At 62.6% G+C, this 14326-nt stretch carries 12 protein-coding genes and 1 pseudogene; 3 read left to right on the plus strand and 10 right to left on the minus strand.

Features of this window, described 5'->3' with window-relative positions; genetic code table 11:
* The first annotated feature begins 77 nt into the window (after positions 1 to 77).
* A complete protein-coding gene (locus ACT5M9_RS07505) occupies positions 78 to 674 on the plus strand; it encodes an MliC family protein (RefSeq protein ID WP_457980648.1) in 597 nt (198 codons plus the stop codon).
* Positions 675 to 750: 76 nt separating this feature from the next.
* On the opposite strand, the gene putP is transcribed toward ACT5M9_RS07505, so the two are convergent.
* From putP to ACT5M9_RS07550, 9 genes and pseudogenes are all read right to left on the minus strand, one after another.
* Positions 751 to 2265 (minus strand): sodium/proline symporter PutP, encoded by a 1515-nt coding sequence (gene putP, locus ACT5M9_RS07510; protein WP_457980646.1) that lies wholly within the window; start codon positions 2263 to 2265, stop codon positions 751 to 753.
* Positions 2266 to 2540: 275 nt separating this feature from the next.
* Entirely contained in the window at positions 2541 to 3467 is a 927-nt protein-coding gene (locus ACT5M9_RS07515) for a L,D-transpeptidase family protein (protein ID WP_457980644.1), read from the minus strand.
* Positions 3468 to 3626: 159 nt separating this feature from the next.
* Complete coding sequence (locus ACT5M9_RS07520; protein ID WP_438551790.1) at positions 3627 to 4883, minus strand: mechanosensitive ion channel family protein; 1257 nt, start codon at positions 4881 to 4883, stop codon at positions 3627 to 3629.
* 134 nt (positions 4884 to 5017) lie between these two features.
* On the minus strand, positions 5018 to 6217 hold the full coding sequence (locus ACT5M9_RS07525) for an acetate kinase (RefSeq protein ID WP_457980642.1): 1200 nt from the start codon (positions 6215 to 6217) through the stop codon (positions 5018 to 5020).
* A gap of 224 nt (positions 6218 to 6441) precedes the next feature.
* Complete coding sequence (locus ACT5M9_RS07530; protein ID WP_457980641.1) at positions 6442 to 6912, minus strand: NanQ anomerase/TabA/YiaL family protein; 471 nt, start codon at positions 6910 to 6912, stop codon at positions 6442 to 6444.
* Between the two features lie 298 nt (positions 6913 to 7210).
* On the minus strand, positions 7211 to 8317 hold the full coding sequence (locus ACT5M9_RS07535) for a 1-acyl-sn-glycerol-3-phosphate acyltransferase (protein WP_457980640.1): 1107 nt from the start codon (positions 8315 to 8317) through the stop codon (positions 7211 to 7213).
* Between the two features lie 155 nt (positions 8318 to 8472).
* Positions 8473 to 8638: pseudogene (locus tag ACT5M9_RS07540) on the minus strand (GNAT family N-acetyltransferase); the annotation flags it as partial.
* Entirely contained in the window at positions 8637 to 9188 is a 552-nt protein-coding gene (locus ACT5M9_RS07545; protein ID WP_457980638.1) for a GNAT family N-acetyltransferase, read from the minus strand. The pseudogene ACT5M9_RS07540 and the gene ACT5M9_RS07545, both read right to left, overlap by 2 nt.
* Positions 9185 to 9742 (minus strand): GNAT family N-acetyltransferase, encoded by a 558-nt coding sequence (locus ACT5M9_RS07550; protein ID WP_457980637.1) that lies wholly within the window; start codon positions 9740 to 9742, stop codon positions 9185 to 9187. The genes ACT5M9_RS07545 and ACT5M9_RS07550 overlap by 4 nt, the downstream gene beginning before the upstream one ends.
* A gap of 349 nt (positions 9743 to 10091) precedes the next feature.
* On the opposite strand from ACT5M9_RS07550, the gene ACT5M9_RS07555 reads away from it, so the two are divergent.
* Positions 10092 to 11858, plus strand: a complete 1767-nt coding sequence (locus tag ACT5M9_RS07555) for a M4 family metallopeptidase (protein ID WP_457980636.1) — start codon at positions 10092 to 10094, stop codon at positions 11856 to 11858.
* A gap of 73 nt (positions 11859 to 11931) precedes the next feature.
* On the opposite strand, the gene ACT5M9_RS07560 is transcribed toward ACT5M9_RS07555, so the two are convergent.
* Positions 11932 to 12825 carry a LysR family transcriptional regulator gene (locus tag ACT5M9_RS07560; protein WP_438551783.1) on the minus strand — a complete coding sequence of 298 codons (894 nt, stop codon included), beginning with the start codon at positions 12823 to 12825 and terminating at the stop codon, positions 11932 to 11934.
* A gap of 207 nt (positions 12826 to 13032) precedes the next feature.
* On the opposite strand from ACT5M9_RS07560, the gene mdtH reads away from it, so the two are divergent.
* Positions 13033 to 14226 carry a multidrug efflux MFS transporter MdtH gene (gene mdtH, locus ACT5M9_RS07565; protein ID WP_457980634.1) on the plus strand — a complete coding sequence of 398 codons (1194 nt, stop codon included), beginning with the start codon at positions 13033 to 13035 and terminating at the stop codon, positions 14224 to 14226.
* Positions 14227 to 14326 lie beyond the last annotated feature (100 nt).

Below are 14326 nucleotides of genomic sequence, written 5' to 3' on the forward strand. Positions count from 1 at the left end.
CGCCCTCTCATAAAGACTTAGCCAGGGTAGGGTTTCTATGTTCTAGTGCCTCATCACCACCCGATGGGATCTTGAACATGGACAAACGACTGCTGGCCCCACTGCTGCTTCTCTCCCTGCCGGCCCTGGCCGGCACAGCCCCCTCCTTCGACTGCGCCAAGGCCCACAGCAGCGCCGAACAGCTCATCTGCCAGGATGCGGCGCTGGCCGCCCTGGATAACGAGCTCGCCGCCCTCTACCCCAAGGCCATCGCCAACTTCTCTCCCGAGCAGGCGAAGACAGAGAAGGCGATGCAGCGCGGCTGGATCAAGGGACGCAACGAGTGCTGGAAGGATGCAGATCCCGGCAAGTGCATCGAGTCGAGCTACCAGACCCGCATCACCGAGCTGCAGATCAAGGGGGGCCAGCTGATGGTACCCTCCCCCGTTATCTACCAGTGCGGCAAGGATCTGACCCTCACCGCCTACTTCTACAACGACGGCAAGCTGCCCGCCGCCACCATCAACCTGGGTCCGGCTCAGCAGGTGCTGGCCTATGGCGTTCCCACCGGCAGCGGTGCCCGTTACGAGGGGCAGAACCTCACCCTCTTTACCAAGGGCAAGGAGGCCCGGCTCGAGCGTTATGGCGAGCCGGCCCTCACCTGCATGCAGTCCGGCAAGGGCAGCAACGAATAAGCCTCCCATCGGCTTGTGAAATGAAAAAGCCCCGCAGTGCGGGGCTTTTTGCTATCTGAGACTTATCTCGCAGGGATCATTTCACCGCGACGGGTTCGCCCGAGATGGCGGGGGAGTTGAACTCGCGTTCGGCCTCGTCGAAGCGCTCCAGCATGGCCTTGGACGGGGCCTTGTCCAGCAGGCTGAACACCACTATCGCCAAAGCGGAGAGCACGAAGCCCGGGATGATCTCATACAGACCCAGCCAGCCGAACTGCTTCCAGACGATGACGGTCAGGGCACCCACCAGCATGCCCGCCAGGGCGCCGTTGCGGGTCATGCGTGACCAGAGCACGGAGAGCAGCACCACGGGACCGAAGGCGGCACCGAAACCGGCCCAGGCGTAGCTCACCAGACCCAGCACCCGGTTCTCCGGGTTCACGGCCACGGCGATGGCGATGAGGGAGATCAGCAGCACCATGGCACGGCCGACCCACACCAGCTCCTGCTGGGAGGCGTTCTTGCGCAGGAAGGGCTTGTAGAGATCTTCCGTGATGGCGCTGGAGCAGACCAGCAGCTGACAGCTGAGCGTACTCATCACGGCCGCCAGGATGGCGGAGAGCAGCACGCCGGCGACCCAGGGGTTGAACAGGATCTTGGACAGCTCGATGAAGACCCGCTCCGGGTTGCCGGTGACGCCGGCCGCCTGCTCGGTGAAGGTGCTGAAGTAGGACAGGCCGAAGAAGCCGATGGCTACTGCGCCGCCGAGGCAGAGCACCATCCAGGTCATGCTGATGCGACGGGCGCTGGCCATGGAGTGGTGGGAATCCGCCGCCATGAAACGCGCCAGGATGTGGGGCTGGCCGAAGTAACCCAGGCCCCAGGCCATCAGGGAGATGATGGCGATGAAGTCCAGATTCTTGAACATGTCGAGGTTGCTGGCATTCTGCGCCGCCACCTGCACCATGGCGGTGTCGATGCCGCCGACGGCGATGATGACGAACACCGGGGTCAGGATCAGGGCAAAGATCATCAGGGTGGCCTGCACCGTATCGGTCCAGCTCACCGCGAGGAAGCCGCCGAAGAAGGTGTAGGTGATAGTGGCCGCGGCACCGACCCAGAGGGCGGTGTTGTAATCCATGCCGAAGGTGCTCTCGAACAGGCGGGCACCGGCCACCACGCCGGAGGCGCAGTAGATGGTGAAGAACAGCAGGATCACCAGGGCGGAGAGGATGCGCAACACCCGGCTCTTGTCCTCGAAGCGGTAGGTGAAGTAGTCCGGCAGGGTCAGGGCGTTGCGGTTCTTCTCGGTGTGAACCCGCAGCCGACCGGCGACCCAGCGCCAGTTGAAGTAGGCACCGATGACCAGGCCGATGGCGATCCAGCTCTCTGAGATGCCGCCGATGAAGACGGCGCCCGGCAGGCCCATCAGCAACCAGCCGCTCATGTCGGACGCGCCGGCGGAGAGGGCGGTGACCCAGCTCCCCATGCGGCGACCGCCGAGAATGTAATCGTCGAAGTTGCGGGTGGCGCGATAGGCGACAAAACCTATCAACACCATCCCGAGGATGTACACCAAAAAGGTGATAAGCATTGGGGTGCTAGCTGTCATTCAAAACTCCGTTATGTGACTTTGTACCCGTTCTGACGACGGGCTCTTCCTTAAAAACCGGCCTAGAGTAATCAGCAGATCCCATAAGCTCAACTGTTTTTAACAAATAAAAAACACAACGAAAACGTTTCGTTGCTAAGTAAGTAACCACTCAAAGATGAATTAGCCGGATATTATGCCACAGCAGCAACGACTTATCCTGACCGGCGCCTTTCTCGCCCCCAGAAAAAAGCCCCGGCCGGGGCCGAGGCTTTTTTTACTGCTGGATGCCGGGATCAGCGATTGATGGCGATCGGCATGCCGCTGCGCTGTTCCAGGGCCTGCTTCACCAGCTGGGAATCGCTGTCGGCGTGGGCCAGGAAGCGGGTCACCGCCGGGGTCATGGGCAGGGGGGCCGGCAGGCTGGAGTTGAACTCCTCCTCGCTGCGGGAGAGAGGCTGGTGCACTTCCAGGTAGCGGCTGCCATCCGGTTCGACCGAGGCCTTGATCGGCTGGTTGATGAACTGGACGCGGGTACCGACCGGGACCTGCTTGAACAGGTACTCGATGTCGTCGTTACGCAGGCGCACGCAGCCGTGGCTCACCCGCAGGCCGATGCCGAACTGGGCATTGGTGCCGTGGATGGCGTACATCTTGCCGATGTAGAGCGCGAACAGCCCCATGGGGTTGTCCGGACCGGCCGGCCAGACCGCAGGCAGGGTCTCGCCACGGGCGGCGTACTCGGCGTGCATCTTGGCGGTCGGGGTCCAGGTCGGACCCGCCTTCTTGCGTTGCACGCTGGTCACCCAGTTCTCCGGGGTATCGGTGCCGAGCTGACCGATGCCGATGGGCAGCACTTCCACCACCTTCTTGCCCTTGGGGTAGTAGTAGAGGCGCATCTCGGCCACGTTCAGCACAATTCCCTCGCGCGGGGCATCCGGCAGGATCAGCTGGTGCGGCACGATGAGCTTCTCACCGGCCTGTAGCAGCAGGGGATCCGCCTTGGGGTTCGCCTCCAGCATGTTGGTCAAACCGAGCTGGAACTTGGCGGCGACCGCTTCCAGCGGCTGACCCGCCTCTTCTGCCGGCACCACGTATTCCGTGTTCTCCCCCACCAGGCGGCTATTGGCCGCAGGCAGGGCATATTCGACGGCGAGGGCAGGCATGGCGGTCAGGATCAGGCTGCAGCACAGTGCAGCCGCAGTGTTGTGGAGGAGCTTCATAACTTTCCTGTGATAAATGGGGTGATGCAAGGCTCTGAGCCCGACCGGGGGTGGAGTCCCATCCCCGGGCGAAGAGAAGGCGGCCATTTTTCTCCTCTGCGGGTAAAAATTCAACCGGCAAATGCGCGGATATTAAGCGCTGACCCAGAGCCGTTACCCCTAGCCGTTGCTGACCGCACCTCGCTGCCAGGCCCGCATGTCATAACCTGTTGGAGATTGGTGCAAACGCAGATGAAACTGCCCGATAATGGCGAAGATATGGTCGAAAATATCTGCCTGGATCCCTTCGTACTCGGCCCAGGCTGTGGTCGCCGTGAAGCAGTAGATCTCGAGTGGGATCCCCTCGCTGGTGGGGGCCAGCTGGCGCACCATCAGGGTCATGTCCTTGCGGATGCTGGTGTTGGCCCGCAGATAGGCATCCAGGTAGGCGCGCAGGGTGCCCAGGTTGGTGAGGTGGCGACCGTTGATGGGGCAGTTGATCGCCTCGCTCAGCTGCTGGTTATAGCTACTGAGCTCCTGCTCCTTGCGACTCAAATAAGGGGCCAGCAGCTTGGCCTGCTTGAGGGCCACCTGCTCTTCCGCCGTCAGGAAGCGCACGCTGGTCATGTCGATGTTGACGCTGCGCTTGATGCGCCGACCGCCGGACTCCGTCATCCCTTGCCAGTTCTTGAACGAATCCGAGATCAGCGCATAGGTGGGGATGGTGGTGATGGTCTTGTCCCAGTTCGACACCTTGACCGTGGTGAGGCCGATATCGGTCACCTCCCCATCGGCGCCGTACTTGTCCATCTGCAGCCAGTCACCGACGCTCAGCATACGGTTGGCGGAGAGCTGGATACCGGCGACCAGGCCGAGGATGGGGTCCTTGAACACCAACATCAAGACCGCCGTCATGGCCCCCAGGCCGCTGAACAGGATGAGCGGGGACTTGCCGAGCAGCAGGGCGATCATCAGGATGCCCACCAGGATGCTGCCCACCAGTTTCACCCCCTGGAAGATGCCGCGCAGGGGCAAGTCTCGCCCGAGCCGGGTGTTGCGGCTGAGGGAAAGCATGCAGTCGAGCAGGGCGAACAGGGAGAGCAGCAGGAACAACAAAATCCAGAGCTGGGTCACCATCTCGATCAGCATCAGGCTGTCGGAGTTGCGGGGCAGCCAGATCTCGGCCTGACCGAGCAGCACGGCCCCCTGCAACACGAAGGCGAGGCGGTGGAACAGCCGCTTCTGCAGCTGGGGCGGCAGCCACATCTGCTTGGCCTTGCCGAGCAGGCCCACCAGGCGCACCAGCAGCACCCGGTGCAGCACCAGATGCAGCATCAGGGACGTCATCAGGATGAATCCGAGGGCGATCACCAGGGCCATCAGGTTGGTGACCTCGACCCCCATCTCAGTCAACCAGCGAAAAAAACTCTCTTTCATCCCTACCTCCACACCATGAAACGGCCTGTCAGGGTACTTGTCTCGTCCGTCATGTCAAATGACAAACCACTCAGGCTGTGCCGAAAACGACAACGCCCGGCACGGGCCGGGCGTTGTGATTCAGCAGGTTGGCATCAGCCGACCAGTGCCAGGGCATCGCGGGCGATGACCAGCTCTTCGTTGGTGGGCATCACCAGTGCCAGCGGGCTGTCGGCTGTGGTGATGCGGCCTTCCCCACCCAGCACGGCGGCGTTGTTCGCGTCTTTATCCACCTTGAAGCCGAACAGGGCCAGGCGGGCCAGCACCATCTCGCGCACCATGGCGGCGTTTTCGCCGATGCCGCCGGTGAACACCAAGGCATCCAGACGACCGTCCATGGCGGCGGCATAGGCACCGACGTACTTGGCCACCCGGTAGGTGAACACGTCCAGCGCGCGCTTGGCACCTGCATCGGTGGCGTAGTTGGAGGTGACGTAGCGGCAGTCGCTGCTCGCCTCCGTCATGCCCAGCAGACCGGATTCGCGGGTCAGGCAGTGGTTGATCTGATCCACGCTGTAACCCAGGTTGTCGTGCATGAAGAACACGATGGCCGGATCGATGTCACCGCTGCGGGTACCCATGGCCAGCCCTTCCAGCGGGGTCAGCCCCATGGAGGTGTCGACGGACTCACCGCCCCGGATGGCACAGACGGAGGCGCCGTTGCCCAGGTGGCAGTTGATCATGTTGAGCTCGGACAGCGGCTTGCCGAGCGCCTTGGCGGTCTCTTCCGCGATGAAGCGGTGGGAGGTGCCGTGGGCGCCGTAGCGACGGATGCCGTGCTCTTCATACAGCTTGTAGGGCAGCGCATAGAGGTAGGCCTCTTGCGGCAGGGTCTGGTGGAAGGCGGTGTCGAACACGGCCACGTTCTTCTCGGCCAGGGCCGGGAACACCTTCAAGGCGGCGCGGATGCCGATGAGGTGGGCCGGGTTGTGCAGGGGGGCGAACGGGATGGCGGCCTCGATACCGGCGATCACGCCGTCATCGATGCGCACGGAGCGGGAGAACTGCTCGCCGCCGTGCACGATGCGGTGGCCGATGGCGACCAGCTGCTCGGCAAGGCTGGGATCCTGGGGCAGGATCTGGCCCACGATATGGTCGAGGGCTTCCTGGTGAGCGGCACCCGCTCCCAACATGGCTTCACCCTTGACCCCGTGGAGTTTCCACTTGATACGTGCATCATCCAGATTGAAACATTCGGCCAGGCCGGACAGCATGTCCTCGCCCGTTTCGGCGTCCATAACGGCAAATTTCAGGGAAGAGCTACCGCAGTTAAGGATCAATACCAACTTGCTCATGTTCTACATCTTCCTGTGCTTCGGCTTGATGCCGACAGTGTCGTGTCATCCAACATGGATGGGATTCCCCTGCCGGGGGCTTATGGTCGCAGGAAAGTGCGTCCAATTTTTCAATTCGTTCGGTGCAGGCCAAGGGCGCGTTGCACTCATGACGGGCTACATAAGTCACCGCTGACAACAGCGGCCTTATCACAGGCGGGCATCTTGGTACCCGCGACTGGCGGCTAGAGGCCGGCCAGCAGGTCTTTATGAACCTTGACCACCAACTTCTTCACCGGGCCAGGGATGGTCAGGGTACAGAGAGGGCGATGCAGTTCTCCCGGCCAGAAGATGGCGAAGTGGCCGGGCTGCAACGCCAGATAACTGGTCTGTTCGTCGTCGACGAACCAGAGATCGGGATGGGGATGATTCGCCCCTTCGCGCTCATAGGCATGGGGTCCGACGCCGATCCACTCCTCGCCGCGCAGCAGCAACTGGATGTCCAGATACTGCTCGTGAAACTCGCCGCGGCGTGCATCAAGCGGCTCGGTCAGCTCCTCGCTCACCAGGCAGAACAGCCGCATGCCGTCGACCTCGGTCTTGCCGAGGGGGGCATCCAGCCAGTGCGGGACGCTCTTCACCACCTCCGCCATGATGCGGGCCAGGGGGGCGGGCAAGGGAGTGCGTTGCAAGGTATCCAGACTGCCGGTGATCATCGATGCGTATCCTTAGGTGTATTCGCCGTCTATCTTCGCCTGCCAATAAAAAAGGACCCGTCAAAGGTCCCTGTCCAGCGCCGTCTGCTATCCGTGCAGACCTAGAGGAGCATCTTCATCAAATGGGCGCCGGATCACTGTTGCACAGTGTTTCGCCGTTTGCCAAGAAATAACCGCTCACTCGCCAGATGATCGTACCAGCTGAAACAATATTATTCACTAGCGAATTGCCCCCGACTTTGACCAGACGCAAAAACGGGAGCATCTGCTCCCGTTTTTTCTGTCAAACCAGCCTCATTCAAGCCTTTTTGGCATTCTCGACCGGCTTCGCATACATCTGACGCCAGATGTGTTTGTACTCTTCTGGCACCTCTGACTGACGGGTCAGGAAGGCGGTCTGTTCGATGGTGCTGGCCTTGCCAGGCACGTCGGCTGCCAGATAGTTGCCGGGGAAGAGTCGATAGCTGCCCCAGATCGCCTTGTCGATCAGGGCGGCGAGCTCGTCCGGATCGCCGAAACCTTCGGTGATGGGGGCGCCGAAGGAGACGTGTACCCGCCCCTTCTGGCCGACGATGCCGGCGACTATGCTCTCGATGTCCTCGAACTCGCCCTTCTCATAGCTGCCGTTGACGGACTTCTCGTACAGCTCACGCGCCTTGGCCTTGTCGGTGGGATCCAGCTCGTAGCTGATGCTGACCGGCACTATGTTGAGGCTGCGCATGTAGTCGACGAACTCGATCTTCTGCTTCTTGCCGTCCACGTAGAACATCTTGAGGATGGCGGGATCCGTCTTGTCGTCCCCGTCTTTCGCCCGGCCTTCCTTCTGGGCGATCCAGATGGAGTGCCCCTCGTGCACCGACTGGCCGATGTAGGCCGACAGCTCGCCTAGGGTCTTCATCATCTCCCTCGGCCCCTTGGCGGAGCGCTTGACGATGAAGCTCTTGTTGAGCTTCATCAGCTCGGTGGCGCAGGGCTTGCGCAGCAGGTTGTCACCGATGGCGATGCGCACGGTGTCGAAGCCGTGGGTGTGCAGCCCCCAGTTGACGAACGCCGGATCCATGGCAATGTCCCTGTGGTTGGAGACGAACAGATAACCCTGCTCCTTCTTCAGGTGCTCGAGACCGGAGAAGGTCACCCCCTGGGTGGAGGTCGCAATCATGCGGCTCATGTACTGGGTCACCCCCAGCTGCACCTGGCGCACCGTGGTGACCTTGGCCCATTTGTGGCGCAGGAACTGGCGGATCAGCGGGCGGATGGCCCAGCCCAGCCAGCTCATCAGGGAGCCGAAACGGTATTTGGCGATGGCACCGATAAACTCATCATCCTGGATCAGTCGCTCGATGGCTGCCGGCACTTCGTCATCGCGATAGGGGCGAATGTCCGCGAATCTGTCTACTTCAGTCACAATGTCAGCCTTGCAAGTATGGAGTCGCGGCCAGCTGCTGCTGGCCGGGAAAATTCAGGGCGCAATTTTACACGCTTTTGGAGTCAGGGGTATGAGCGGCGCACAGATAGTGTGCCCGATCCCGAAAAAGCCGCGGCCCGGGACCATTTTTACGCTCAGATGGTGGGGCTGATCAGCGCGGTGGGGATGTGATCCTCCCAACGGCCGTTGAAGATAATCACTGGCATAGCCCTCCCACTCGAAACCGAGCCGCGCGAGCAGGGCGCCGCTGCGCTCATTCGCTGGCATGTAACTCGCCATGATACGGAGTAAAACCGACTCAGACGGCGGGGTTGATCAGCGCCGTGAGGATGTGATCCTCCCAGCGACCGTTGATCATCAAATAATCCCGGGCATAGCCCTCCCGCTCGAAGCCGAGTCGCGCGAGCAGGGCGCCGCTGCGCTCATTCGCAGGCATATAACTCGCCATGATGCGGTGCAGGCCCATCTCGCGAAACAGATGCTCGATGCCGGCGGTCACAACCTCCTGCATCAGCCCCTGCCCCTCGTGCTCCCTGTCCACCGCATAGCCGAGGTGGCACGCCTTGAACATGCCCATCATGATGTGAGTAAAGTTGCAGGTGGCGAGCACTCGCTCCCCCTTGGGGTCGAGCGCCACCAGTTGCAAAGCGCTGCCGTCGAAGAACTGGCTGTAGCCGTCCCGCAGGCGCTGGCGCCAGTGATCCAGGGTGTAGAAGCTCTCGTCCCGCGCTGGCTCCCAGGCTCGCAGGTGCTCGCGGTTGCGCAGATAGAAATCCAGCATCAGATCGGCCCGCTCCGGGGTCAGCACGGTCAGCCGGGTGCGGGGCGTCTTGATGACGGGCAGCGTCATGCGTGCTCCCGCTGGCGCAGCCAATCGTCCCGCAAGAGACCATAGTGGACGTGATCCACCACCCGATCCGCCAATCGCTCGGCACGGCGGATGATCCCCTCCTGCTCCATCCCTAGTCGCTCGCACACCGCCCGGCTGGCATCGTTCTCGGTGGCGGCGCTGATCTCTACCTTCTCCATCCCCATCTCCTCGAAGGCGTGGTGGATCATCGCCTGGCAGGCCCGGGTGATGATGCCGTTGCCCTGCCAGCGCTCCGCCAGCCAGTAGCCGATGGTGACCTTGCCGAGCGCCTGATCGATCTGGTTGTAACCGATGACCCCCACCACCTCCCCCTGATACTCGATGGCTGTGGTGAGCCCCTCGCCGCGGGCGAACTTCTCGATGGCGTGACGGATGAAGGTGGCGGTGTCGGCCGGCTGCTGGATATAGGGCACCCAGGGCAGCCACTGGGTCAGGTAGTCGCGATTGCGCTGGCAGAGGCCGAACAGCTCGCTGGCCATGTCGGGCTGCAGGAACAGGAGCGCCAGCTCATCATCCAGTTGCCATGAAAACATGCATCCTCCTCCCTCACCGCTCCCCATGAGCCGTCATGAGGGCCAATGTAGTCAATCAACCCATTGTCTGCCAAGGACTTTCAGCAAGGGAACGCCACAGGCAACCCCCATATGGACATATCCATCTGGATATGGAATTGGCGCCCTTGTCATTGCCGCTCTTTTGCAGAGCAAAAAACCAGATATCAGCAACAAAATAGCCAGTACGGATGGCAACAGACATTCCTGCTACCCCTTTATGCTGCCCTGTCACAACTAACAGGGCGCAATTTCAAACCGGCCCACTAGTGTAGGAACGCCGGGCAAAGAGACCCGGAATGCAATCTTCATCGACTTAAGGAAAGACGAGATGAACAAAGTTTATTTGGCCGTGGTACTGGCCTGCTGGGGAAGTGCCGCCATGGCGGCAGAACAGGTGGAAGTGAATCAGGTTGCCGGCATCCAGGGAGTACCGAGCGGCGCCGCCGGTGTCGGTGCCCTGGCCGGGGACGGGGAATACCGCCAGGTGCGGGTCGTCAAGCTGCCCAACGGCCAGCAGCGAGTGCGCTATGAGCAGACCTGGCACGGCATCCCGGTCTGGGGCCAGGTGCTGGTCGCCGAGCAATCCCTCGGTGGTCAGATAAGCCAGGTCTCCGGCCAGATCCTGCGCCAGATAGACGCCGATCTGAGCAGCCCCACCGCCACCCTCACGCCGGCTGATGCCGCGAGCAAGGCCCGTGCCGGTGCCAAGGGCAGCAACGAGCGGGTCAAGTTGTTCGTGATGCAGGATGAGGCCGGTCAGGCCCGCCTAGTCTATCTGGTCTCCTGGCTCGCGGCGAGCGATGAGCCGAGCCGCCCCTTCGTGGTGATCGATGCCCAGAGCGGCAGCGAGCTCAAGCGCTGGGAAGGGATCAACCACAAGGATGCCACCGGTCCCGGCGGCAACACCAAGACCGGCAAATACTTCTACGGCGCCGACTACGGTCCGCTGCAGGTGGACGACAGCTGCCGCATGAGCAGCGCCAACGTGGATACCATCAACCTGAACCACGCCACCTCGGGGGGCGCCGTGCACCAGTTCACCTGCCCGGAGAACACGGTCAAGGAGATCAACGGCGCCTATTCCCCCCTCAACGATGCCCACTACTTCGGCAACGTGGTGTTCGACATGTATCGCAACTGGTACAACACGGCGCCGCTGAGCTTCAAGCTCAAGATGCGGGTGCACTACAGCCGCAATTATGAGAACGCCTTCTGGGACGGCAGCCAGATGACCTTCGGCGACGGTGCCACCACCTTCTATCCCCTGGTGAGCCTGGACGTGGCCGCCCACGAAGTGAGCCACGGCTTCACCGAGCAGAACTCGGGGCTGGTCTACTCCGGTCAGTCCGGCGGCATCAACGAGGCCTTCTCCGACATGGCGGGGGAAGCGGCCGAGAACTTCATGAAGGGCAGCAACGACTGGCTGGTGGGGGCCCAGATCTTCAAGGGCAACGGCTCGCTGCGCTACTTCGAGGATCCGACCCGGGATGGCAAGTCCATCGGCCATGCCAGCGATTACTATGACGGCATCGACGTGCACCACAGCTCAGGGGTCTACAACCGCGCCTTCTACCTGCTGGCCAACACCAGCGGCTGGAACACCCGCAAGGCGTTCGAGGTGTTCGTGCTGGCCAACCGCCTCTACTGGGGTGCCAACACCACCTACGATCAGGGCGCCTGCGGCGTGACCAAGGCGGCCACGGATCTGGGCTACAGCCTGACCGATGTGGCGGCGGCCTTCACCACGGTCGGGGTCAACGCCTCCTGCAGCACCACGCCGCAACCCGGCAGCGTGCTGCAAAACGGGGTACCGGTGACCGGTCTGTCTGCCGCCAAGGGTGGCAAGGTGAGTTACACCATAGAGGTGCCCGCCGGCAAGAGCCAGCTGGTTGTCGCCAGCAGTGGTGGCACCGGGGATGCGGATCTCTATGTGAAGTTCGGCTCGGCCCCGACCAGCACCAGCTATGACTGCCGCCCCTACAAGAGTGGCAACGCCGAGACCTGCACCCTGAATGCCCCCAAGGCGGGCACCTGGCACGTGCAGCTCAGCGCCTACAGCGCCTTCTCGGGGGTGACCCTGAAAGCCAGCCATTGATCCCGTATCAAGGGAACAACTGACCCAGGCGCCGGACTTGTCCGGCGCTTTTCTTTTGGCGATCAGCCTATGCTCAGCGCCCCGCCCAACGCCTTGCCAGGGTACGGGCGGCCTCCAGCACCCGCTCCTTCTCCCGATTCGGCCGCTTGCCGCTGCGCCAGGCCATCATCACGTCCCAGTGATCCGGCGGCAGATCCACCACATCCAGCTGCACCAGGCGGCCGAACTCCAGATCCCGGCTGATGGCCAGCGCCGGCATCAGGGTGATGAAGCCGTGCTCCAGCGCCAGCTCCCGCGCCGCACTGGCGGGCTGGATGGCGTGCAGCGGGCTCGCCACCTGGCGCAGCAGCCGCAGTTGCAGGATCAGCTCGTCACAGCCGGTGCCCCACTGCTGGGGTGCCAGCCGCTCGTTGGCGATATCCTGCAGGGTCAGCCCCTGCTTGCCCGCCAGCGGATGGCCGGCGCTCGCCACGGCGATGATGGGGGAACGATAGAGCAGCTCGAGCTGGATGCCGGCGATGGCGGGGCATTTCAAGATGAAGCCGACGTCTGTCTCCCCGGTCAGCAGCTCCTGCATGATGACGCCAGAGTGATCCGTGTTGCAGCGGATCTCGAACGCCTCGTCCACCAGGGCCAGCAGCAGCGGACCGAAGACGACAGTGGTCAAAGAAGGCAGGCAGGCGAGCCGGATGCGCGGCAGGGCGGGCGCTCCCTGCATCGCCAGTCGGCCACCTTCCAATGCACTTAATGCGGCGCTGGCGGCGGGCAGGAACTGCTCGCAGGCCGGCGTGGGGGTGGCACCCCGTCGATGACGGCGAAACAGGGGCTGTCCCAGCTCCTGCTCCAGCACGGCGATCCGCTGGCTGACCATGGGCTGGGACCAGCCGCGAATGGCGGCCACCTTGCTGAAGCTGCCACGGTTGGCCACATCCAGCAGCAATTGCAGATCATCGAGGGTCATAGCCATAACAAAATCCAATATGAAATATAGCCAGTTGTCGGCTACCACTATATCTGGCTCCCTCCCAGAATAGCAGTATCAATCGTCATGAAATGGCCAGAGCGCCGCCGAGCCAGGGACTTCTCTTCGCCCTTGGCTCTGTTTGGTGACGGCGCCATTCAGGCAACACACACAATAAGCACTATTTTCGATGCGGCAGAGGTTCTAAGGGTCATGGTTGAGCGGGCGAGGCGGTTGGGGCGGTGGTTTTTGGCATTGGATTCCCTCCTGGTGATCCTGGGATTCTTCGTGGTCATGCCCATGATCAGCCTGCGCTTCGTGGATCAGCTCGGCTGGGCCGCCGGCGTGGTCGGGCTGGCGCTGGGGTTGCGGCAACTGACCCAGCAGGGGCTGGGAGTCTTCGGTGGCTCACTCGCCGACAAATTTGGCGCTCGCCCCCTCATCGTCTGCGGCATGCTGCTGCGAGCCGCCGGCTTTGCCAGCCTGGCCTATGCCCAGAGCGGACTCGACCTCATTCTCTCCTGCATCATCTCGGGGCTGGGTGGCTGCCTGTTCGACCCTCCCCGCGCGGCCCTGGTGATCAAATTCACCCGTCCCCGGGAGCGGGGTCGCTACATCTCATTGCTGATGATGCTGGAGAGTGCCGGTGCCGTGGCAGGTGCCCTGCTCGGCAGCTGGCTGCTGAACTTCGATTTCGAGTATGTCTGCCTGCTGGGGGCTGGTCTGTTTGTCTGCGCGGCCCTGTGCAACCTGCTGATCCTGCCCGCCTACAAGCTCTCGGTGCGGCCCACCCCGATCCGGGCCGGCCTCGGCCAGGTGCTGGCGGACAAGGCCTTCTGCCGACTGGTGCTGATCCTGAGCGGCTACTACGCGCTCTGGGTGCAGGTGATGTTGATCTTCCCCATCCTGGTCAAGCAGATGGCAGGCAGCACCACGGCGGTGGGCTGGATGTACACCCTGGAGACCGCCATCTCCCTGACCCTGCTCTATCCGCTGGCCCGCTATGGCGAGCGCCACTTCAAGCTGGAGAACCGCCTGATGGCCGGGGTGCTGCTGATGACAGCCGGCATCGGACTGGTGGCCTTCGCCACTACCCTGCCCGCCGTCTTCATGTTGCTGGCCTGCTTCTATCTCGGCATCGTCATCGCCGAGCCGGCGCGGGAGACGCTGATGACCAAGCTCGCACAACCGGGGGCCCGGGGCAGCTACATGGGTTTCAGCCGGCTGGGGCTGGCGCTCGGCGGCATGACCGGCTATGTCAGCGGCGGCGCATTGCACGACTACGCCAACGTCCAGGGGCAACCCTGGCTGCCCTGGCTGGTGCTCGGGACCGTCGGGGTGATCACCTTCCTGCTGCTGGTCAACTGCTTTCAGCGTGACTCCCGCCTGGCCAGGGTCAATGCCTGAGCCCGACGCTGACTGAACACAACACCATCTGACCAGGGGGTCGGTTTATCCAAACCGGCCCCCTGTTGCTATCCGGCTGACAGCCGCTGGCCAGCCTCGA

The sequence above is a fragment of the Aeromonas sp. AE23HZ002T15 genome, from assembly GCF_054165525.2.